General features: G+C 33.1%; 21 protein-coding genes. 14 read left to right on the top strand and 7 right to left on the bottom strand.

The annotated features are described in order from the left end of the window. Positions 1-253: 253 nt before the first annotated feature. The 8 genes from SYN6308_RS16060 (at position 254) to SYN6308_RS16025 (ending at position 12,005) form a co-directional block, all read left to right on the top strand. A complete protein-coding gene (locus tag SYN6308_RS16060; RefSeq protein WP_017295469.1) occupies positions 254-2,725 on the top strand; it encodes an EAL domain-containing protein in 2,472 nt (823 codons plus the stop codon). Between the two features lie 156 nt (positions 2,726-2,881). Then, complete coding sequence (locus tag SYN6308_RS16055) at positions 2,882-5,458, top strand: EAL domain-containing protein (RefSeq protein WP_017295468.1); 2,577 nt, start codon at positions 2,882-2,884, stop codon at positions 5,456-5,458. 427 nt (positions 5,459-5,885) lie between these two features. Next, on the top strand, positions 5,886-8,042 hold the full coding sequence (locus SYN6308_RS16050; protein ID WP_017295467.1) for an EAL domain-containing protein: 2,157 nt from the start codon (positions 5,886-5,888) through the stop codon (positions 8,040-8,042). 33 nt (positions 8,043-8,075) lie between these two features. Beyond that, on the top strand, positions 8,076-8,501 hold the full coding sequence (ruvX, locus tag SYN6308_RS16045; RefSeq protein ID WP_017295466.1) for a Holliday junction resolvase RuvX: 426 nt from the start codon (positions 8,076-8,078) through the stop codon (positions 8,499-8,501). 205 nt (positions 8,502-8,706) lie between these two features. Beyond that, positions 8,707-9,480, top strand: coding sequence for a Fe-S cluster assembly ATPase SufC (gene sufC, locus SYN6308_RS16040; protein ID WP_017295465.1), 774 nt, complete (start codon positions 8,707-8,709; stop codon positions 9,478-9,480). A gap of 209 nt (positions 9,481-9,689) precedes the next feature. Next, positions 9,690-11,066: a Fe-S cluster assembly protein SufD gene (sufD, locus tag SYN6308_RS16035; protein WP_052312647.1), complete on the top strand. Its 1,377-nt coding sequence runs from the start codon at positions 9,690-9,692 to the stop codon at positions 11,064-11,066. 187 nt (positions 11,067-11,253) lie between these two features. Beyond that, on the top strand, positions 11,254-11,613 hold the full coding sequence (locus tag SYN6308_RS24035) for a type II toxin-antitoxin system RelB/DinJ family antitoxin (protein WP_017295463.1): 360 nt from the start codon (positions 11,254-11,256) through the stop codon (positions 11,611-11,613). 2 nt (positions 11,614-11,615) lie between these two features. After that, entirely contained in the window at positions 11,616-12,005 is a 390-nt protein-coding gene (locus tag SYN6308_RS16025) for a type II toxin-antitoxin system VapC family toxin (RefSeq protein WP_017295462.1), read from the top strand. A gap of 5 nt (positions 12,006-12,010) precedes the next feature. On the opposite strand, the gene SYN6308_RS16020 is transcribed toward SYN6308_RS16025, so the two are convergent. Beyond that, positions 12,011-13,192: an RNA-guided endonuclease InsQ/TnpB family protein gene (locus tag SYN6308_RS16020; RefSeq protein WP_017295461.1), complete on the bottom strand. Its 1,182-nt coding sequence runs from the start codon at positions 13,190-13,192 to the stop codon at positions 12,011-12,013. 429 nt (positions 13,193-13,621) lie between these two features. On the opposite strand from SYN6308_RS16020, the gene leuB reads away from it, so the two are divergent. Continuing rightward, on the top strand, positions 13,622-14,701 hold the full coding sequence (gene leuB / locus SYN6308_RS16015; RefSeq protein ID WP_017295460.1) for a 3-isopropylmalate dehydrogenase: 1,080 nt from the start codon (positions 13,622-13,624) through the stop codon (positions 14,699-14,701). 143 nt (positions 14,702-14,844) lie between these two features. On the opposite strand, the gene SYN6308_RS16010 is transcribed toward leuB, so the two are convergent. The 6 genes from SYN6308_RS16010 to petL form a co-directional block, all read right to left on the bottom strand. Beyond that, positions 14,845-15,381 carry a chemotaxis protein CheW gene (locus SYN6308_RS16010; RefSeq protein WP_017295459.1) on the bottom strand — a complete coding sequence of 179 codons (537 nt, stop codon included), beginning with the start codon at positions 15,379-15,381 and terminating at the stop codon, positions 14,845-14,847. Positions 15,382-15,488: 107 nt separating this feature from the next. Next, entirely contained in the window at positions 15,489-15,851 is a 363-nt protein-coding gene (locus SYN6308_RS16005; protein ID WP_017295458.1) for a response regulator transcription factor, read from the bottom strand. Between the two features lie 107 nt (positions 15,852-15,958). Beyond that, on the bottom strand, positions 15,959-17,161 hold the full coding sequence (locus SYN6308_RS16000; protein WP_017295457.1) for a response regulator: 1,203 nt from the start codon (positions 17,159-17,161) through the stop codon (positions 15,959-15,961). Between the two features lie 199 nt (positions 17,162-17,360). Further along, positions 17,361-18,266: an FTR1 family iron permease gene (locus SYN6308_RS15995; RefSeq protein WP_026102122.1), complete on the bottom strand. Its 906-nt coding sequence runs from the start codon at positions 18,264-18,266 to the stop codon at positions 17,361-17,363. 113 nt (positions 18,267-18,379) lie between these two features. After that, positions 18,380-18,862, bottom strand: a complete 483-nt coding sequence (locus SYN6308_RS15990) for a DUF4079 domain-containing protein (RefSeq protein ID WP_017295455.1) — start codon at positions 18,860-18,862, stop codon at positions 18,380-18,382. A gap of 182 nt (positions 18,863-19,044) precedes the next feature. Next, positions 19,045-19,140, bottom strand: a complete 96-nt coding sequence (gene petL / locus SYN6308_RS15985) for a cytochrome b6-f complex subunit PetL (protein ID WP_017295454.1) — start codon at positions 19,138-19,140, stop codon at positions 19,045-19,047. Between the two features lie 143 nt (positions 19,141-19,283). Between petL and SYN6308_RS23510 the strand changes: the two genes are divergently transcribed. The 5 genes from SYN6308_RS23510 to SYN6308_RS25600 all read left to right on the top strand — a co-directional run bounded on the left by SYN6308_RS23510 (position 19,284) and on the right by SYN6308_RS25600 (position 22,931). Continuing rightward, positions 19,284-20,888 (top strand): serine/threonine-protein kinase, encoded by a 1,605-nt coding sequence (locus SYN6308_RS23510; protein WP_017295453.1) that lies wholly within the window; start codon positions 19,284-19,286, stop codon positions 20,886-20,888. Between the two features lie 125 nt (positions 20,889-21,013). Then, positions 21,014-21,622: an IS607 family transposase gene (locus tag SYN6308_RS15975; protein WP_017292865.1), complete on the top strand. Its 609-nt coding sequence runs from the start codon at positions 21,014-21,016 to the stop codon at positions 21,620-21,622. A gap of 87 nt (positions 21,623-21,709) precedes the next feature. Beyond that, the gene (locus tag SYN6308_RS25610) at positions 21,710-22,060 is read left to right on the top strand and encodes a hypothetical protein (protein ID WP_026102121.1); all 351 of its coding nucleotides are present in this window, start codon (positions 21,710-21,712) and stop codon (positions 22,058-22,060) included. Continuing rightward, positions 22,057-22,458, top strand: a complete 402-nt coding sequence (locus SYN6308_RS25605) for a hypothetical protein (protein WP_026102120.1) — start codon at positions 22,057-22,059, stop codon at positions 22,456-22,458. The genes SYN6308_RS25610 and SYN6308_RS25605 overlap by 4 nt, the downstream gene beginning before the upstream one ends. Then, positions 22,452-22,931 carry an IS200/IS605 family accessory protein TnpB-related protein gene (locus SYN6308_RS25600; protein WP_017295452.1) on the top strand — a complete coding sequence of 160 codons (480 nt, stop codon included), beginning with the start codon at positions 22,452-22,454 and terminating at the stop codon, positions 22,929-22,931. Before SYN6308_RS25605 ends, SYN6308_RS25600 begins: the two co-directional genes overlap by 7 nt. The last annotated feature ends 331 nt before the right edge of the window (positions 22,932-23,262 follow it).

The following is a 23,262-nucleotide window of genomic DNA, read 5'->3' as shown; positions in this document are numbered from 1 at the left end:
GATTTTGTTTTTCAAGTTAGTTATTACCTTTTTTATAGTTTACTCAACTAGAGTTGGAGTAAAATTTACCTCAAACCTAAAGCCTAAAACCTAAAACCTACCTACATCAAAGATTTTTGAACCACACTTAGACAATTAACTAATCGATCTTTTCCTAAGTAATTTATAATAGGTAAAGCAGATAAGCCCTGAAAATAAATGATTAAGGAATATTAATATTTATTACGTTATATTAATTATTTGGTAAAAATACATGAGTGAAGTACAAGAATTTCGTCACGTTTTAGTCATCGAAGATCGTAAGGGTAGAAGGATAGTTTCCCTTGAAGAAAGTAACTATACTTTGGGGAGAGATTCCCATAATCCGATTATTCTTTATGATTATCAAGTTTCTCGTACTCACGCCACGTTGATTCGTAAAATAGATGATGAAACGGTTGGTTTTTCTTACCGTATTATTGATGGTGATTTACAAGGAAAAAGAAGTACTAACGGTATTTTAATTAATGGACATTCTAGCATTTCCCATGAGTTAAAACATGGTGATATTGTTCGATTTGCTAGTGAGGCAAAAGCTAGTTATTATATTATTCCCACTGACTCAGGTATTGATTTATTTAACCCCGATGGACTCGATCGCATTAATGCCTCTCGTACAACACTGACTAATCAGTCTAGTGAAACCATGATCAAAAAACAGGAGGAATCGAGCAATTCTGAAGATCAAGAGGAATTAATCCGTTTAGCTTCTTTTCCTGAATTATCTCCTAACCCCATTATTGAATTAGACTGGGATGGTAATATTACCTATGTCAACCCCGCCGCTAGTATTAAATTTGATACTATTTATGATGAAAAATTAGAACATCCAATCCTTGCAGGTTTATTGACAGAATATAATAATCGTCAAGGTAATTTATTTTTAAGAGAAGTTAAAATTGGAACTGAAGTTTTTGAACAATATGTTCATTATTTATCGGAAAAAAAATTAATTCGTTGCTACATTTTTGATTTTACGAAACGAAAACAAGCTGAAGCACAATTAAAAGAAAGTGAAGTCCGTTATCGTGCCATCGCCCGACAAACTTCTGAAGGTATTTTCTTAGCTTATGCTAGTAATAAACGCATTATTGAAGCTAACGATTCTTATTTAAAACTTTTAGGTTATTCTAGTGAAGAAATTAGTAATTTAACTCTCTATAATATTATTGCTAATGATTTAAGTATTTTTAACCAAGATTTAACTCATGTTTTAGAAAATAAAGAAGATTTTACCAAACAATATTTACACCGTTGTCAAGATGGTTCTTTAATCAATTTAGAATCTAGTATTAGTTTAATTAGCTATCAAAATCGAGATATTTTTTGCTTTGTAGTTAGAAATATAACAAATTCCGTAAACCTTCCTAATTCTAATGATCAAGTGTTTCATGATTATATCACTCATCTGCCTAACCAAAAGCTATTTAATGAACAGTTAGGAGTAGCGATCGTCAATGCAGAAAGGTATCAATATTTAATGGCAATTATCATCATAGAAATAGAAAAATTTTTAGAATTTAAACAAAATAATCATCAAAATATCGTCAATCAATTAGTGAAAAATTGCTCCCAAACTTTGCAATCATGTTTACGCACAGGAGATTTACTTGCTCGATGGGATGAAAATAAATTTATCATATTATTTCCCCGCATTAAAGGACCTAGAGACCCCGCAAAAATTGCTAAAAAAATGTCTTCCACTGTAGAACAATTTTTACAAGAATCTTCCACAAATGTGACCTTAACATCTAATTTAAGTTTAGTTATTTATCCCATTGATGGAGATGAAATTTCTTTATTAGTGAAAAATAGTTTACTTTCTTTGGAATCTAAAAACAACTCTAATAACGTTAACTACAACGTCACCGGTTTTAATATTAGCCCTAAAACAGCAAGTTTATTAAAACTAGAAAACTTAATCGGTAGTGCCATTAAAGAACAACAATTTTTCCTCTGCTATCAACCTCAAATTAATAGTTACACTAGAAAATTAACAGGTTTAGAAGCATTACTACGGTGGGATCATCCCGAATTAGGGAAAGTTACCCCTCGTCATTTTTTACGGTTAACCGAAGAAACAGATTTCATGCTTCCTTTGGGGATTTGGATTTTACAAACTGCTACTTTACAGATGTTGTCATGGACAAAAGAGAATATTCAACCTTTACCCATTGGTGTTAATATTTCCGCAAGACAGTTTTCTCAGCCTAATTTTGTAGAATCGATCGAAAAAGCCCTCGAACAATCAGGCTTACCCCCCCAATTTTTAGAGTTGGAAATAACAGAAAATTGTTTTCTCCAGAATCAAGAATTGGCTTATAATATACTATCCCATTTATCTAGTTTAAACATCAGATTATGTTTTGATAACTTTGGCTCAGGCAATTCAGCTTTAATTCATTTGCAAAAAGTTCCTTTTAATACTATCAAAATTAGCCCTAGTGTGGTAAACCAATTAGACGAGAATCCAAAAAGTAGAGCCTTCATTCAAAGCATGGCTATTCTATCAGAAGGTTATGGTAGTAGATTAGTTGCTGTAGGCATTGAGAAGCTAGAACAAATGGAATTACTAAGAAATCTAGGATGTACAGAAATTCAAGGTAATTTATTTAGTCGTCCTTTACCAGCCAAGGACACCACAGTTTTTCTTCATAAAGCCGAACATACTATAATTAACAGTTAAACAAGAATTAAGATTTAGTGACATCATTAATTTTAATTCTAAAATTCCTTTATGATTAAACAATTTTAATAACACAATCTTCTCGACTTTTTTATTCTTAATTCCCTAGTAATAGCAAACTATCAACTTCTAATTATTAATTATTAACTATTAACTATGAATAGTGACTATCTCAAAACTACCTCCCATAAAAATTTACAACCCATTACTCATGTCCTAGTATTAGAAGATGAAAACTCTAGGCAAACTATCATTTTGGATGAAGCCAATTATTCCATCGGTAGAGATGTGAGAAATAAAATTCCCCTATCTTCTAAAAAAGTTTCTCGTTTTCACGCCACATTATTAAGAAGAACAGACACTAAAAATCAAAGTTTTTCCTATTGGCTTTTAGATGGAGATTTACAGGGTAATCGCAGTACTAATGGCATTTTTATTAATGAGAAAAGATGTTTAGTACAAGAGTTAAAACATGAGGATGTGATTCGTTTTGGTATAGAAATTCAGGCTAGTTATTATGTACTAAACAATATCAGTGATTTAGCTTTATTACAGTCAGGAGATTTCCAACAACAAGCTCCAGAAATGGAAAGTACGATTCAACCCACAAAAGCTAATTCTCAAAATGTCATGGCGAAACAGACATTAGTTATTTCTGAACCAAATATCATGGAATCCATGATGTCAGAAGATAGTAGTCTGAATAGTACAAGTTTCCAAGATTCTGAGATTACTAAATTAGCCTCTTTTCCTGAATTGAGTCCAAATCCCATTATCGAAATGGACTGGGAAGGACATATTACCTATCTTAACCCTTCAGCTCTTAATAAATTTCCAGAATTAAAAGCAAACCCCGCCACAGAAACTCATCCTCTTTTAGTAGGATTAATTAAAAATATTGAAAATCACGGCAATAACAATAAGTTATTTGTTCGGGAAGTTACCATAAAAGAGCAAGTTTTTGAGCAGTATATTCATTATCTATCCGATAAAAAACTGATTAGGTGTTATGTTTTTGATTTTACGAAAAGAAAAGTTTTAGAAACTCAATTAAAAGAAAGTGAGCAGAGATATAAGGCTTTTATTAGTCAAACCAAAGAAGGTATTTTTCTGGTGGATGCAGGTAGCAAAAAAATCTTGGAAGCCAATAACGCTTTAGCCGATTTATTGGGTTATGGTTTAGAAGATATTTATTCTTTGAAATTATATGATTTAATTGATTTAACTACCAGTGTTTTAGATGAACAAATAGACTTTATTTTAAAATCTAAAAAAGAGAAAAACATCATTAAACATTTTGAGTATAAAACCAAAAATAAATCATTAATAGCTTTAGAATCTAATATTACTTGGACTAGTTACGGTGATCAAACGATACTTTCTTTTGCGGTACGTCCTGACAACAAAAGTACCAATGAAGGCACTTTTATTCAAGAACAAGGTTTATACGATCTCGAAACGGGTTTACCCAATCGACAGCTATTTATGGAACAGTTAAATACTGCGATCGCCAATAGTCGTCGTATTCAGGGGTTAATGTGTATTGTTTTTGTGGAATTAGAAATTTTAGAAGATGCCAAAAAAACCTTAGATTATGGACTCAAATCTAGTATTTTAGATGGTTTTGCTAAACGTTTAAGGGCTTCTTTACGATCGGGCGACACCGTAGCTCATTGGGAAGGTTGTCAATTCATCTGTCTTTTACCCCAAGTCAGAAATGTTAAAGATGTGGGGAGAGTGAATCATCGAATGTTGGAATCATTGAAACCACCTTTTTTCATTGATAACCATAAAATTTATGTGAAAACCAGCATGGGGATTGCCATCAAAGATGAAGAATCTTCCACTGCTGAAATTCTGATTAATCAAGTACAAAGTGCTTTAGGTAAAAGTAAAGAAGCAGGTAGTAACAACTATAAATTCTTTGATCAAAAAGTGCAAGTTGAAATTGAGCGCTTACTAAGATTAGAAAAATTGTTGTCTCATGCTTTAATACGCAATGAATTTTCTTTGGTGTATCAACCGCAGATTGCCATCCAGCAGAAAAAAATCACGGGTATAGAAGCCCTAATTAGATGGGATCATCCCGATTTAGGTAGAGTTACTCCAGATCAATTTATTCCCTTAGCGGAAGAAACAGGGTTAATTATCTCTATTGGAGAGTGGGTTCTTGAAACTGCTTGTAAGCAAAGATCGGCTTGGGCAAAGGATAATTTAACAGAGCAACCGATTTGTATTAACATTTCTAGCCAACAATTTCAACAACCAAATTTTGTGGGTATGATTCAAAATATTTTGCAAAAAACCTCTTTAGATGCCCATTTATTGGAGTTAGAAATTACTGAAAAAATTATCGCTTCGGATGTGGAATTAGCCACTAAAACCCTTAAAGAATTGAATGAGTTAGGGGTAAGAATTGCTTTAGATGATTTTGGTACTGATACCGTCGCTTTAGGTTATTTTAAACAATTCCATTTTTCTACTTTAAAGATCGATCGACCTATTATTAAGAATTTTAGTGCTGATAGTCAAGATAAAGCCATGATTAGTGCCATGATTTCGATCGCCAAAAGTTTTAATATGCGCATCGTTGCCGAAGGAGTAGAAATTAAAGGCGAAGTAGAAGAACTTTTTAAACTAGGATGTCAAGAAATACAAGGCAATTGGTTAACTCCTCCTGTAACGGTAGAAGATATGACAAAATTTTTGTTAAACTCTAGTTATGATTTATAGTTTAATATAATCTTAGTCAACTATCGAATTTATTGGTGAAGGTAGGAAACAGGAAAGGGAAAACGAAAAACGGTTAAATTGACGATTTTTTCTTTAATTATATTCTTATGTATGGGTTGGGTTGAATAATGAAACCTAACATTATTTATTTGAAGTGTCGAGGACCATTATTTATTACCTCAGTTCGACATAAAGAAAATGATGAAAACTAGACAGGTGGACAAGTGGACAAGTGGACAGGGAGAAAAATTCTCAATATTTGATGTACTTTTGAGAGAATTTTATTCATTCATCAGAAATACAATCTTCCTGTCTTCCTGTCTTCCTGTCTTCGGAGTCTTCCAAGTCAGCCCTCACCTATTTTTATATCGAACTCAGGTATTTATTGCTTATTAGCCAACCGTAACTATGTCGAGTCTCATCCTGAATGAATAATTTAGATCAGAAAACAAATCATTTATTATTATTATTTCCCGATAATCCATCAGAAAAAAAAGTGCTGTCTTTAACAGAGAGTATTTATTCTGTTGGTCGTCATTCTGATAGTACAATAAAATTAAATTCTTCATCTATTTCCAGACATCATGCGACTTTAATTAGAAAAGATTTAGGAGAAACCGAGAATATATATATATTAATTGACGGAGATTTAAAAGGTCAAAGAAGTCAAAATGGTATCTTAGTTAACGGCAAAAAAACCATACATCATCGATTAGAAGATGGTGACGTAATTATCTTTGGAGAAAATGAACATAAAGCTATTTATAAACAAGAAAATAATTTAGAAAAAATAAAAGTTGATTCTTTATCTAATTTATCTTCAGAAAAATTGATCAAGAATATTGATTCATCAAGTAAAATAAGTCGAGAAAGATTACAAGATACCCTAGTTATTTCTGAAGAAAATTTACAAGAAAATTTAACGAATAAAGATATTAACAGATTAGCTTCTTTTCCAGAATTATCACCGAATCCGATTCTTGAATTTGACTTTGATGGTAATATAACCTATACAAATCCAGCCGCTAATTTATGTTTTTCAGACTTCTTAACAACCTCAACAAATTCTAATCCTTTGATAGCTGGTTTAAGTGATAAACCTACTGACAGCAGTGGAGGATTAATTATCAGAGAAATAAAAATTGAAGATCGATATTTTGAGCAATATGTTCATTATTTATCTAAACAAAATGTGATTAGAACTTATATTTTTGATATAACAGAACGTAAAAATTCCGAAGAAAAATTAAAATATCAAGCCTTTCATGATACTTTAACAGGCATTCCTAATCGAGATTTTTTTTATTGGAAATTAGCTAAATTTTTGCAAAAAAGACAAAAAAATAAAGAGAAATTAGCGGTTTTATTTATTGACATCGATCGATTTAAAAATATAAACGAAACGCTTAATCACACAACGGGAGATAAATTATTAGAAAGTTTTGCTCAACGTTTAACATCCTGTTTACCATCCTATTGTTTTTTATCCCGTTGGGGAGGAGATGAATTTACCCTAATTATACCCTTAGACGAAAATTTATTGACAGCAAAAAATATTGCAGAAATTATTATTAATAGCCTCAAAAATCCTTTTTTAATAGCAAAATATACTATTTACGTTACTTGCAGTATTGGCATTGCCACTTATCCTGATGATGGTTTAGAAGAAAAACAGTTAATCAAAAATGCAGACATTGCCTTATTTAGAGCAAAACAAATGGGGAAAAATAATTTTCAGTTTTATACAACTCAATTAAGTCAAGAACAAATGTTATTATTTGAGTTAGAAAATGGGTTATATAATGCCCTAGAAAATCATGAATTATTTTTAAATTTTCAACCCCAATTTAACTTAAAAACGAATATGATGTCAGGGGTAGAAGTCTTATTAAGATGGCTACATCCCACTTTAGGAGCGATTTCACCTGCCAAATTTATTCCCTTAGCAGAAGAAACAGGGTTAATTATTTCTATCGGAGAATGGGTATTAGAAAAAGCCTGTATGGAAGGAAAAAAATGGCAAGATTTAGGCTATTTACCCTTACTAATTGCGGTTAATGTTTCGGGAAAACAATTTCAACAGGAAAATTTTATTGAGCAAGTAAAATATATTTTAAACAAGACAAAATTTGATCCTAACTATTTAGAAATAGAAATTACGGAAACTATTTTAATGCAAGATGTGGAAAAAACAGATTTAATTATTAGAGAATTATCAGCTTTAGGAGTAAAGTTTTCTTTAGATGATTTTGGTACGGGTTATTCTTCTCTTAGTTACCTCAAAAAATTTCCTTTTGATACTATTAAAATAGATCAATCTTTTGTGAGAGATTTAGATGTAAATAAACAAGATCAAGCCTTAGTTTCTGCGGTAATTACTTTAGCTAAAGGCTATAATATGAAAGTGGTTGCTGAGGGTGTAGAAACAGAGAATCAAAAATCATTATTAAAAAAATTAAACTGTGATATAATTCAGGGCTGGTTAGTTAGTAAACCGTTAAAACAGGGAGATTTTTCTAATTTTTTAACGAAATATACTAAAGATATTCAATTTGATATTCGATCGTTCAATCAAAGTTTATGACATTTTAAAAAGAGAAAATTATCAATAATTTCTATGGATAGAATTGCCGTATTAGGATTAGATATTGGTTTAAAAAGAGTTGGGGTTGCAGGTTGTGATGGTTTAGGCTTATTAGCTAGGGAATTAACCACAGTTCATCGTACTTCTTTTGTAAATGATGTCGATGCTTTTCGTCAATTGGTAAAGGAAAGGGAAGCAACCTTATTAGTCGTAGGTATTCCTTATACCATGAATGGAGAGATCGGTTTTCAGGCGAAACAGGTGATAAAATATGCAAAACGACTTAGTAAAGCCTTAAATTTACCCTTAGAATTTGTGGATGAAAGATTGACTTCCCTTGAAGCAGAAGAACAATTAAGGGATAGTAAAAGGTATTCTTCCTATGATAAGGGATCGATCGATCGACGAGCTGCGGCTATAATTTTACAACAATGGTTAGATGCAAGAATTAAGAATTAAGAATTAAGAATTAAGAATTAAGAATTAAGAAAGTCTCCCCTAGTCTGTTATTTCCTCTCTCCTTTCTTCTAATTTCTAGCTTTTTTTAGTTAAACAACAAAATTGTTGCTAAAGTCCAGTAAAATAGATCGACAGAAAATAAATATTATATAAATTCGATCATGAAGTGTCACCTTTGGTGATCGAGCCTAATAAAATAACTAATATGAATCAACCTATACTATCAATTCGTAACTTAACCGCCAGTGTCGATGGCACACCTATCTTAAAAGGAGTCAACTTAGAAATCAACGCTGGAGAAATACACGCTATTATGGGGCGTAATGGCTCAGGAAAAAGCACCTTTTCTAAAGTGTTAACAGGGCATCCAGAGTATGAAGTAACAGGGGGAGAGGTAATTTATCTAGGGGAAAACTTACTAGAAAAAGAGCCTGAAGAAAGGGCATTAGCGGGTATTTTCTTAGCCTTTCAATACCCCTTAGAAATTCCCGGAGTTAGTAACCTAGACTTTTTAAGGGTAGCCTATAACGCTCGTTGCAAACATTTAGGCTTAGAAGAATTAGACGCTTTCGACTTTGAAGATTTAGTCGAGCAAAAATTAGACATAGTAAAAATGAACTCAGCCTTTTTAGCAAGAAGTTTAAACGAAGGCTTCTCAGGGGGGGAGAAAAAACGCAACGAGATATTGCAAATGGCTTTATTAGAGCCAACTTTAGGCATTTTAGACGAAATCGACTCAGGTTTAGACATTGACGCATTGCGCATCGTTTCCGAGGGGGTAAACCAACTGAGAAAACCTGACAACGCCTTTTTATTAATTACCCATTATCAAAGACTCCTCGATTATATTACTCCAGATTTTGTTCATGTAATGTATCAAGGAAAAATCGTCATGAGTGGAGACAAAAATCTTGCTTTGGAATTAGAAGCTAAAGGATATGATTTCCTCGATGAAGAAGAATTAGCCTTAGTCAATTAAGAATTAAGAATTAAGAATTAAGAATTAAGAATTAAGAATTAAGAATTATCTCCTAGTCTTCTAGTCTTCTAGTCTCCTACTCTCCGAGTCTCCGAGTCTTCTAGTCTCCTAACATTTACAATTATTATTTATGGAAAATTCGATCGTCATCATTGCTTAAAAAAGGGTTAAAACCCTTACTACAAACTAATTATCTAAATTTATTAATTATGAAAAACTCGATCGCAATATTAACACCAGATACATTTAAAATGACAAAAGACGCTTATCTGGGGGGATTATTACAACTAAGTGAAAATCAACCCTTGAATATCAAAGGAGAATTAGGTAGTCACCTTGAGAAAATTCGTCAAAAATCCGCTAATGAAGTGGTGCAGTTAAATCTTCCGACAAATCAAGATGAAAACTGGCGTTTCACCGACTTATCCGACTTGATTAAACAAGATTGGCATTCTTCCACAGCCACAGAATTAAACAAGATTATCTTAGAAGGATTTGCTTTAACCGAAGCCTCTCATTCTCGTTTAGTGTTTGTTAATGGTTATTATGCCCCCAACTTGTCAGATATTACTGCTTTACCTAATACTGTCTATGTGGGCAATCTAGCTAATTTACCCCAAGATAAAGTTAGTAAAATTAGTAATTATTTAGGCAAAAATGACGCAGAAAAGGAAGTTTTCACCGCTTTAAATACTTCTGGATTAACCGATGCTTTTGTTATTTGGGTTGAAAAAAATATCAATATAGAAACTCCCATTCATCTCTTACACTTAACCGCTAGAGATAATTTATCAATCTTGACTCAACCTCGTATTTTAGTAGTGGGAGAGGCTAATTCTAGTTTTAATTTTATCGAATATTATGGGGCGATCGCTTCGGGATGTTCTGACTCAGCAAAACAACAATATTATTTTACTAACGTGGTGACAGAAATCACCTTAGAAAATAACGCACAAATCAATCATAATCGTATTCAAAGAGAATCAGGAGACGGTTTTCATATTGCTAATACGATCGTAAATCAAGCAAGAAATAGTCGTTATACCATCAATGAAGTTAGTTTAGGGGGAAAATTATATCGTCATAACCTCCAGATTAACCAAGAAGGAGAGCAAACGGAAACTTCTCTTAATGGTTTAACCATGTTGCAAGGGAAACAAATGGGAGATACTCATTCTCAAGTAAATTTGAGCAAACCTCACGGCACAGTTAACCAACTCCATAAATATATCATTGATGATAGTGGGCGAGGAGTCTTTAACGGTAGAATAAATGTACCAAAATTGGCTCAATTAACCAATGCTTCGCAACTTAACCGCAATTTATTGTTATCTGATAAGGCAAGAATTAACACCAAGCCTGAGTTACAAATTACTGCGGATAATGTGAAATGTGCGCATGGTGCAACAGTTAGTCAATTAGAAGCAGACGAGATTTTTTATCTGCGTAGTCGTGGCTTAAACGAATATGACGCTAGACATCTGTTAATTGATGCCTTTGCAGGGGAGATTATTGAAAAATTGCCTTACGAATCGCTGAAACAAAGATTAACTCAATGTGTGGCTTGTCGAACTATTGACAATTAGTCGATCGAGCATAAACAATAGAGTAGGGTGGGCAATACCCACCTTTTTTTTATTTTGATTTCGTAAATTACTCATAAGCCTTATTTTATCCTTAATATTTTGTGATTTTCGATACAATTTCATCACATATTTGGTACAATCTGCACAATGGGCTACAATGTAAAGTAAATGCAAAAAGCTGAAAGTTATGAGTAAAACGGCAACAGTAAGGGCAAGAATCGAACCAGAATTAAAAGAAACCGTTGAGAATATCTTTCAACAGTTAGGATTAACCACCACGGAAGCAATTATTTTGTTTTATAAACAAGTACAATTACAACGGGGATTGCCTTTTGAAGTCAAAATTCCGAATCAAATAACGAGAATGACATTAGAAAAAACAGAGGATATGTTTCGGCAATTAGTACATAAACCCGATGATAAACTTATGATTGAATGTTATCCGAAAAAATCTTTATTAGAAGTTCTTTCAAACCTCGAACCTTTAGAAGAAGATTTCCCTGATATTGAGCAAGATTTATTACCGTTAGATGATATTGAAATATAAAAATGAACTATGATTATTTGTTTGATACCAATATTATTTCTGCATTAGTCAAAAATCCCAGAAGTTGCGTATTTGATAAAATCAAAGAAGTGGGAGAAGATAAAATTTGTACCAGTATTATTGTCGCCTGTGAGTTAAAATTTGGAGCGATGAAAAAAAAATCTCCTCAACTAATACAAAGAATTGAAACTATTTTATCTAGTATTAATATACTATCTTTAAAACCCCCTGTTCAAGAATACTATGGTAAAATTCGTGCAGAATTAGAAAGTAAAGGTACACCTATTGGTGCTAATGATTTATTAATTGGTGTTCATGCTCTGTGTTTAAATTTAACAGTGATAACTGATAATAGTGAACTACCATACACCAAATCAAAGATTATGGTGTAGGCTTCCTACCCAGAAACTAGCACAGTAGTAGATTTCTTACGTCCTCTATTGCTACGACTTACAGTTTGACGATAGGCTTTATCCCCCGTTCCAGAGGTCTGTATTATTCGCATAGCTTCATCTCGGATATTAATTGCCGCATTTATGTCTCTGTCATGCTTTGTGCCACATTTTAAACAAGTCCAATATCTTACATCTAGTGGTAAGCTACCTATTTTGTTTAAGCATACATGACAAGTTTTTGAACTTGGGAAAAATCTGTTCACTTCAATGTAAACTTTTCCTTCCTGTTCTGCTTTATATTTAAGCATCGTGCAAAATTGTCCCCAACCTACTTGTTGTATAGCTTTGGCGAGACAATGATTTTGCATCATACCTTTAACATTCAGATTCTCTACTGCAATAACTTGGTTTTCGTTTACTACCCTGCGAGATAGTTTGTGCAGAAAATCCTCACGGCAATTAGTGATTTTTTTATGGACTCTAGCAACTTTTAATCTTGACTTATTTCGGTTATTTGAACCCTTTTGTTTCCTAGATAATTGTTGCTGTTTTCTCTTTAAATTAACTTCATGTTTTTTCAGTATTTTAGGATTATTAAATTTACTCCCATCACTTGTAATTGCAAAATGAGTTAAACCCAAATCAATTCCAATGGCTTTACCTAGAAATGATTGTTCAGGTTTATCTTTACCATCATCAACTAAGATAGAAGCATAGTATTGATTACAGCAGTTTTTAGTAATAGTAACAGTCTTAATTGTTCCCTCAATAATACGATGAAATTTTGTATAAATTAAACCAATTTTAGGAACATTTAAACAGTCATTTTCTATCTTAACATTTGCTGGATATTGTAAAGATTGCTTACCATGCTTACATTTAAAATTAGGATATTTTGCTCTTTTCTCAAAGAAATTATTGAAAGCGACACCCAAATTCAAACAAACTTGTTGTAAACATTGAGAATAAGTTTCTGATAACCAAGCAGTGTCTTCCTGTTTCTTTAATTGAGGAAGTAACTTTTTGACATCATAACTAGATAATCCTTTACCTGTGGCTTTGTAAGTTTCATTGATCAAATTAAGAAAATGATTCCACACCCATCTGCAAGAGCCAAAAGCTGACGCTAGAAGCACTTTTTGAGATGTATCTGGATAAATTCTGACTTTGACAACTTTAAGCATTTAAGACAAATTCTTTTTAATATAATTTATGTTAACATGATAATATGATTTTATGCAATAAATCCAGACCGTGATTCCTGCCGTAGGCACTGCGTAGCAACCCCACGCTGATTTTATGGGTGGACTTTAACTGAAAAATACAGCGTGGGGCTTCTCACGGAAGAAGCTAAAGAATTTTCTCAAATTAAAAATTTGAAAATTGAAAACTGGCTCAAGATTTAATTATCTTCACGGTATGTTTGAGAAAAGACTATTGACAATTAGTCGATCGAGCATAAACAATAGAGAAGGGTAGGTAATGCCCACCATTTTTTTATGATCAATAATGCTTGAATAGAGATAAGAAATAATCATAAAGATACTTTGTGGGCTTCTTTGCGTCTTTGCGCCTTTGCGTGAGACTTACAAAAACGAAAATTATTAAGAATAATGAGTAAAAAATATAGAATAACCTTATTACCCGGTGATGGTATTGGACCTGAAATTATGGCAGTAAGCGTCAAAGTTTTAGAAGCTGTGGCGCAACAATGCGATATGGAGTTTCAATTTCAAGAAGCGTTGATTGGGGGAAGTGCGATCGATGCTACAGGGATTCCATTACCCCAAGAAACCATAGATAAATGTAAAGCCAGTGATGCGGTATTATTAGCCGCCATCGGGGGTTATAAATGGGATAATTTGCCTCGTGAGATACGTCCAGAAACGGGATTATTAGGCATTCGCTCCGCTTTGGGATTATTTGCTAATTTACGCCCTGCGACAATTTTACCTCAATTAATCGATGCTTCCAGTTTGAAAAAAGAAGTAGTGGAAGGAGTGGATATTATGGTAGTGAGGGAGTTAACGGGAGGTATCTACTTCGGGCAACCTAAAGGCATTTTCACCACCGAAACGGGGGAAAAACGAGGAGTAAATACAATGGCTTACACTGAGTCAGAGATCGATCGAATTGCAAGGGTAGCCTTTGAAACAGCACAAAAACGCCAAAAAAGATTATGCTCAGTGGACAAAGCAAACGTTTTAGATGTCTCTCAATTATGGCGCGATCGAGTCATCAAAATGTCAGAGGAATATCCCGATGTGGAATTAACTCATATGTACGTTGACAATGCGGCGATGCAGTTAGTGCGCAATCCCAAACAATTTGATACGATCGTAACGGGTAACTTATTCGGTGATATTCTTTCTGATGCGGCGGCTATGTTAACGGGTAGTATTGGAATGTTGCCTTCGGCGAGTTTAGGCAGTCAAAAACCCGGTTTATTTGAGCCTGTACACGGTTCAGCCCCTGATATTGCAGGAGAAGACAAAGCAAATCCATTGGCTCAAGTATTAAGTACCGCTATGATGTTACGTTACGGATTAAATGAACCTACTCCTGCGGATAAAATCGAGAAAGCCGTGTTGAAAGTCCTAGATTTAGGCTATCGCACGGGAGATATTATGTCAGAAGGATGTAAAGCCGTGGGTTGTCAAGGCATGGGTGACGCTTTACTATCAGTTTTATAGAAACAAAATGTACAACGGGCATCTTGCCCGTTTTATAATATCAATAAGCATTAGATAAAATATATATAATCTCCCTGTCTTCGGAGTCTTCCAAGTCATTCATCATCTATTTTTATGGTTCACTCAGGTGAATTCAAGTCTATTTACTCTTTCGGCATAGCCGCAAAAATAGCGTCTCCGTCGATCGTTACCACAATATCCCCATTATTTTTGATCCAATAACCCCTTAAAAACGGTGCTAATTCAGGAGTAACCGCAGAAGCTGGAGGAGAGTGAAGTTCATTAGTGTTGCATAGTTCAATGTCATTAACATCACTAACCACTAATCCCACTAAATCCCCAGAAGTCCTATTTTTACGATCTTGACTACTAGGATGAATAACCACAGCTTTATGATGAGATGCTACTCCCGATTGTTGATACCAAGGGGTAAAACCTAATAATTGTCCTAAGTCAATCATCCAAACAATTTCCCCGCGCCAGTTATAAACTCCCATTACCCAACTGGGCATTTCTGGAATAGCTACTATTTGTCCAAAAGGTATTTTTAAGACGGCGGCAATTTCTGAGAGTGAAACCATTAAGTTTGTGTCAGGCAATAACACAAATCTTAAAAATTGTTGTCTTTCGACTATGTTCTTTTTTTGTTGAGATAAGGAAAGGGTTTTTTGTTCACTCATGATAGAAATAAGAATGGAGAATGAGTAATCGGTATCGGAAAAGGGGTGAGGGAATTAGGGAACATTTTTAAATTCTTAATTCCTAATTCTTAATTCCTCATTCCTCATTATTTAACAAGTCTTTTGACGGTAGAAAAAAATTCTTCTTTATCTACGGGTTTAGGGATGTAAGCATCTGCACCTTGTTTCATGCCCCAAAATTTGTCCATTTCACTACCTTTTGTTGAACAAATAATAATTGGAATTTTTGCGGTAGCCGAATTACCTTTTACTTCTCTACAGGTTTCAAACCCACTTTTGCCGGGTAATACTACATCGAGAACAATTAAATCTGGAATATTCCCTTTTAATTTATCTAAGGCTTCTTCGCCACTTTCAGCAGTACTAACGGTAATACCTAATTCTTGTAAGTAACCAACTAATATTTTTCTTTCTGTAGAAGAATCATCTACAACTAGAGCATTTCCCATGATTTACCTTTATTTATTTTCTATATTTTCTTAGTAATAGCTATGATATAACAATCTTTTCCCTTATTTTTAGGCAATTGTTATTTATCTATATTTATTATTTAATCTTATGATACTGTTAGTTTGAGATGTTTTCTTATGGTTTCTAAGACTAATGCTGTGTCCACTGGTTTCGTGATGAAATCTGTTGAGCCTACCATTTTTGCTCTAACTCGATCGACTAAACCATCATTACCCGTTAAAATCACAATGGGGGTATGTTTAAAGAAGGTTAGTTTCCGCAGTTGACTACAGATTTCGTAACCGTTAGCATTGGGCATAATCAGATCTAAAAAGATTAAATCTGGTTTTTTTGATAATAAAATGGCGATCGCCCTTAAAGCGTCATTGATGCCCACAAAGTTATAACCTGCACCCCCAATAATTTTTTCCATAGTTTGACAAATTAAAGGACTATCATCAACACAGGCGATGGTAATTTTTTGATTACTTATTGCTTCGTCATCATAATCATTATGTTGAGGTAGTTTTGGCGGATCAATATCAGGAATATCGATAAGACGCACTAAACCTCTTTGTACATAGGGTAAAAGAGAACGAGTTACGGTGACAACATCCCTTTTCATTCTGACAGACAAATCTCGCAGGGTTTGTTGTCCATCTAATAATTGACTGAGGGTTTGATATATTTGAGGGTTGGTTTGTTGTTCTAATTCTTGAGGTTGAGTGATAATCGGTGCCATATCAGGCGATCGATCGGCAATTTTAGCCGACTGCCACCCTTGCCATCCTTTTTGTGCTTCAATAATTACTTGTTCCGCATCGATTAAAACTAAACGGGTAGAAAAAGGTAAATTTTTATCTTGTTTTAGTTCACAAGTTACCTGCATTGCTTGAGTAACATCAAAAAGTACCTCAACAATGTTTTGACGAATCATTTTTGCCGCTTGTTCGAGGGTAATTTTTTGCTCATCCACCCAGAGGCATAATAATTCATATTCCCAACAGTTGTTGTGATCATCGAGTTGTAGTCGATCGACATCCCCTTGAATCGCACTCATGTGAGAAGGAATATTAGACAAATGAGCAACTAAATTACGTCTCCATCTTCTTACAGGGTGGTTCCCTCCGGTAGCATAGACAAGACGACCTAAGTAGAGATAGAATACCCACTTAGTTTTTCTAGGACCAGTCAATAAAAGTTGACCACTAAAACGAGGTTGTTTTAAATTTTCAAAAAACCCTGTTTGTTTTGTAGCCGTAAACTCTTTAAAAGGTATTGGATTAGAAGGGGTTGGGGTAGAAGTCATAGATTCCTAGTATATATATTCACAGGTCGATCTTACTATCTCAGGTTATCACAATTTGAGATAAATCGTTACAATTAAGTAAGGAAGGATTGCTGAAAAAGTTTTTTGATGAGGTAAGGAGTAAGGAGTAAGGAGTAAGGAGTAAGGGAAAATACTGAAAAATAAAAATTTTTAGGAAAAATACATTATTCTTAAATTCTCAATTCTCTTGTTTTTTAGGATTAAGACTCGAAAAATAGAGCTTTCCTACTATACCTAAAAATAAGAAATAACAAATTAATTGTACTAAATAAATTTGCTCTCGATAACCAAATAAAGTTTTTAATAAAATACCGGGGAATTTGCCATCAGGTAAAAAATTACTAGCATTCCATATCTTCATACCTAATAAACATGAACCTCGATCGAATAAACAGATATTCTGATAATTAGGATTAATGTGACTTAAAATTGTCATCGCACCATCAAAGTTTTTTAAAGCACTAACCACTAAACCTGCTACTATTAACAGTAAGAAAATTCCCATTATTTGGAAAAATAGACGAATATTGATTTTAATGCCCCAATAAAATAACGACCATCCCATTAAACTAGCTAAAATTAAACCTACGATCGCACCTACAGCACTACTTAAATAATCTTCTTGGAATTGAGCCGTAATAAATAAAACCGTTTCAAAACCTTCCCGTAAAACCGCAATAAAAACTAATAAAAAAATCCCTTTTCCTGCATTATCATTACTTAAAGCAGTATTAACAGCGCCTTCCACTTCCCCTTTTAAAGACTTAGCCTGTTTACTCATCCACAATAACATCCAACTCAACATCGATACAGCGATAAGAGCGAAAAGGGCGTTAAGTATTTGTTTGATAAAAGGAGCATAATAATATTGACTGGTTTCGAGACTTTGTAAACTCTGCCACAGAAGTAAGCCCACGGAGATACTAGCGATAATACCTGCGATGACTCCAGAGGAAATCCAACGATAATATTCTTGTTTTTGAGCTTTTTGTAAACAAGCAAATACAATACCTACTACTAAAGTGGCTTCAAAACCTTCCCGTAAGGTAATAACAAAAGTCGGTAACGCACTACTTATATTAATCATCTTCTATAACAAATAAAATGGGGATAATCAGATATAAAAAAAGTTTGTAGTGATGGCTTTAGCCATTATGAAGAAGCCTTAAAAGGCTTACTACAAACTATATATAAAAATTAAATGGAAAGTCCGAGTTTTAAGCCAAGAATTGCATGGATAACCATAATAGCTAACGCAAGACTACCAATATAAGCATGGGTTGTGCGTAAACTGTCTTTATTACCGATAAAACCCGTAGCAGAGATTAAGCCGTTTAAGCCTAATAACCCAATGACAGTGCTACCAGTCCAAAAATGAGGACTTTCAAAAATAGGTTGCCCTTGCATAATCAGGGATAAAACACCGCCACTATATCCTAGGGTAATGAATAAAAACAAAAATGGCGCAACTTTACGATGATCACCTTTATTAGTTTCTTTGACTTCTTTATCTTCGGAAATCCTACTACGCCAACCAGTAATGGCAACGGCACTGCCCATAGCAAATATAACAATGCCCATGAAAAAGGGATGTCCCCAATGAACAACTATTTCGGGGGTGTTGAATCCTGAAAAGATGTCTGCTATGGGTTGCAAAAATTCTCTAATGGTTTCTTTCATAAATCTTTCTTCCTTTTAATGAATTTGTTTAAGATGACAATATTGTTTTGAATGATGTAAGCGATTGCTTTTTGACTTCAATAGAAATACTTAAAATCTTTATTTTTGATGATTTAACCTAAAACCTAACACCTAAAACCTAACACCTACCATCATCAAAAGACTTTTTCAACACTACTTATTTAGATAAATTTAATGGCGCGTAAACCATAATATAAAGTGATGGCAACTACGGAAAAGACACCGATAAAACCAACATAGGCTACTAATCCAGACATTATCAATACTCCTGATGAATTAAACAACTTATTTATTCTATTATTATTTTGTTACCTATTGTTTGTGTAAAGGACTTTTCTCGATCGAGTTTAATCGAGTTTAATAGAATTAGATTTTTAGAATATTTAGGTAGTTTAGCTGTATGAATATTACGATCGGCATCAAACTTAAACAACGTTACGAAATTATCAAAGAGATAGGAGAAGGCTCTTTTGGACATACCTATTTAGCTAGAGATACTGATTTACCGACTTCTCCCCTATGTGTTGTCAAAGAATTAAAAGCAGACTATGATCCGAGAACTATTGAAGTAGCCATTAGACTGTTTGAAACCGAAGCTATTACTTTACACAAACTAGGGAAACATTCTCAAATCCCCGAATTATTTGCCCATTTTTATATCAATAATAATTTTTTTTTAGTACAAGAATTTATTGAAGGACATGATTTAACCAAAGAAATAATTTACCAACAAAAATGGTCAGAATTAGCAGTAATTAATCTCTTAAAAGAAATATTAGAAGTATTAGTTATTATTCATCAAAATAATATTGTTCATAGAGACTTAAAACCTGCTAATTTGATGCGGAGAAAAAGCGACAATAAAATAGTTATAATTGATTTTGGTGCAGTAAAACAAATTATTCAAGAAAAAATCCCCTCAACTCAAACTCTGGGCACTGTAATTATTGGTACAGAAGGCTTTATGCCCGATGAACAAGCTAACGGTAAACCTGTTTTTGCTAGTGATATTTATGCGTTAGGAATCATTGCGATTGAAGCGTTAACGGGGTTATATGCTTTTAATTTACCAAAACCTCCTAATATTCACCAATTAAATCAAGATTTAGGGCTTAATTTAAGTCTTAATTTTCAAAATATATTAAGTAAAATGGTAGCAGAATATCATCTTAATCGCTATCAAAATGCACAGGAAACTCTTAACGCACTTTTACAACTGAATAATTCACAAAAAAAATTTCGTTTTACTTTAAGCAAAACTATTAATACTCCCCCTAAACATAATCTTAATCAAGGTTCGATCGAGCCAACAAAAATAATTAATACCAATGAATCAGATAGTAAAACTAAGGTTGTCGCTCCAAAAAGAACAACTTATGAGGATCAAAAACCCATAGATCAAAATAATTTTAATTATCAACAATTAATCATCATAATCTCGATCGTGCTTAGTCTCATCGGTAGCTTTTTTCTGATGAATAAATCAGATATTTTTTCTTCCACAAAGGTAGATGAAAGTACAAAACAGGATAATTCCACATCAGAAAATGAGCCATTATCACCAATCATTTCACCTAAATATCAAAAGTTAGAAACACAATTAAAAAACGGTAATTGGCAAGAAGCTGATTTAGAAACTAACAAGATCATGTTAAGTTTAGTCGGTAGAGAAAATGAGGCTAATTTTACCACGACATCAATTAATAATTTCCCCTGTGAAGACTTAAAAACTATTAACGAACTTTGGCTAAAACATTCACAACAAAAATTCGGTTTTACCACTCAAAAAGACATTTATTTATCCACTGGTAATAATATTGGTGAATACAAAGCCGAAAAATATAGTCAATTTATCCAACAAATAGGATGGAATAATTATGATTTAAGTTTTACTGAAGATGTACCGAAAGGGCATTTACCTGCCCCCTTAATTAACGGTTATGATGATGTTTGGCATGATGATGTAGGATTACTTTTTACCCGTCTTCAGGCTTGTGATTTATAAATTGTTGATTTTGTCAGTGTTTACCATTACAAAGCATCCTCGATGTTAAAAGGGTTATTGAACAGCCCTTGAAAAATTAGACAATATTAGATAAACTTGGAAATAATAATTGATTTTTAGGCTTAATGTCCAATTTTTTATCGATAAAATCGGCATCTGATTTATTGGGAGTATCCACAAAGACTTTGCGTAGGTGGGAAAAAGAGGGGAAAATAACCTCTACTCGTACAGAAGGTGGACATAGACGATATGATATTTCTACTTTACTCAAAAATAAATCGGATAATTCCTTAACAATTGGTTATGCCAGAGTTTCTAGTTATGACCAAAAAGATGACTTAAATCGTCAAATAATAGTATTAGAATCTTATTCTTCTAGTCATGGTTGGGATTTTGAAATAATCCAAGATTTAGGCTCAGGTATGAACTATAAAAAGAAAGGATTAATTAGGTTAATTAAATTAATTTGTTCTTATCAAGTTGACCGATTAATTATTACTCATAAAGATAGATTATTACGATTTGGTTCTGATTTAATCTTTTCTTTATGTGAAATATTTGGCACAGAAGTTATAATTATTAACAGAAGTGAAGATTCTAGTTTTGAGGAAGATTTAGCCAAAGATGTACTAGAAATAATTACAGTATTCTCAGCAAGATTATATGGTAGTAGAAGTCATAAAAACAAACAAATCGTAGAACAATTAAAAGAGGTAGCAAAAAATCTTGAGTAAAATAACTTATCAAACCTTAATCAGTCAAGAAGTCGCAGAATTTTGCGATTTAATAGGAGGTTTTTTTGGCAAAATTGAAAGAGATTTATGCAAAGATTTAGAAAAAGGAAAAAACTCAATGATTTAAAGAAGAGTTATCAAATAAAGTATGGGATAAATGCACGTCAATTTAACTCTATTCATATAATCTTAAAAGGTAAAATAGCTAGTCGAAAAGAGTGTTATAAAAGCCAAATAAAACAAACAGAATTAAAGATTAAAGGTTTACAAAAAATCATTGACAGTGAAAAGAAAAAATTAGCTAAATTACCATTATCTTGTGGTAGAAATCAAAAATCAATCAGAAGTAAACTAAGATTTACCATTCATCAAAAACAAAGAAAATTAGCAATATTGAAAGATAGATTAGTTACTTTAAAAAAGAAAAACCATCTATGATATTCGGGGGTAAAAAACTATGGTATGCTCAATTTAATTTAAAGGAGAATGGTTATTCTAGTCACCAAGAATGGTTAAAAGACTGGCAAAAATGTCGTAGTTCACAATTTACTTTAGTGGGTTCAAAAGATGAAAAGAATGGTAATCAAAATTGTCAATTATTAGCTAATGGTACTTTAAAAATAAGAGTACCATCTTGTTATGAGTCCATTTTTGGGAAGTATTATCTAATCGAAAATGTCAAATTTAGTTATGGACAAAGTGATGTAAATTATGCTCTAAATAATCAACAAGCATTAACTTTTAGATTTGTTAAAAAGATGAAAAATGGTATGTATTTTGTAGTTTTGATTTGCCAGAAACTCCCACTATCTCTTGTAATAAAAATGGAATGTTAGGAATAGACTTAAACCCTAATATAATAGGTTGGAGTTATGTTGATCATGATGGAAATTTAAAAGCAAAAGGACAAATTAAAATCAATGTTCGAGATAAAAATACTAATCAAACAAAAGCAATTATCGGCGATGCTGTGAAAAAATTAGTCAAATTAGCCTATCAATATGAGTGTCCAATTAGTGTGGAAAATTTAGATTTTGAGCGAAAAAAAGCAACAATGAAGGAAGAGGGAGTTAAATATTCTCGAATGTTATCAAACTTTGCTTATAGTTGTTTTTTAGATATGTTAAATAGTTGTGCTTTTAAACATGGAATTGAAGTAATAAAAGTTAATCCTGCCTTTTCAAGTTTAATGGGATTGACAAAATTTATGAGACTTTATGGTTTGTCGAGCGATACAGCAGCAGGGTTAGTATTAGCAAGACGGGCATTAAGAAAAAAGAGGGTATTCCAACCAGTTACGCCCGATTAGTTCAAGTTGATTCTAGTCGGCACGTCTGGAGTTTTTGGAATGCCCTGTCGAAGAAGCTAAAGGGTGTAAAACGACATAGCTTCTTCAATAGTGTCTCTAACAGAGAAGTAGAGGTCAAGCTATTAGATGAGTTACATAGTGACAGGTTTAATGGCAAGTCGCAAGACACTTTTATTACAAGGCGAGATTCCTTGTCACGAGTCGTTAACAATTCTGTTCGGTTAACGCAAAAATGGTAGATTTGGGGTCATTTTTTCATGATGTCCAAGTTTGTCCAACTTTTTAGGAGCGGTTGAAAAATGTGTAACCCCTACGAATAAGTTATACAATT

Origin of the sequence: Geminocystis herdmanii PCC 6308 (assembly GCF_000332235.1) — a bacterium.
In the GTDB taxonomy this organism is placed as follows: domain Bacteria; phylum Cyanobacteriota; class Cyanobacteriia; order Cyanobacteriales; family Cyanobacteriaceae; genus Geminocystis; species Geminocystis herdmanii.
This window is presented reverse-complemented; position numbering and strand designations above follow the sequence as displayed.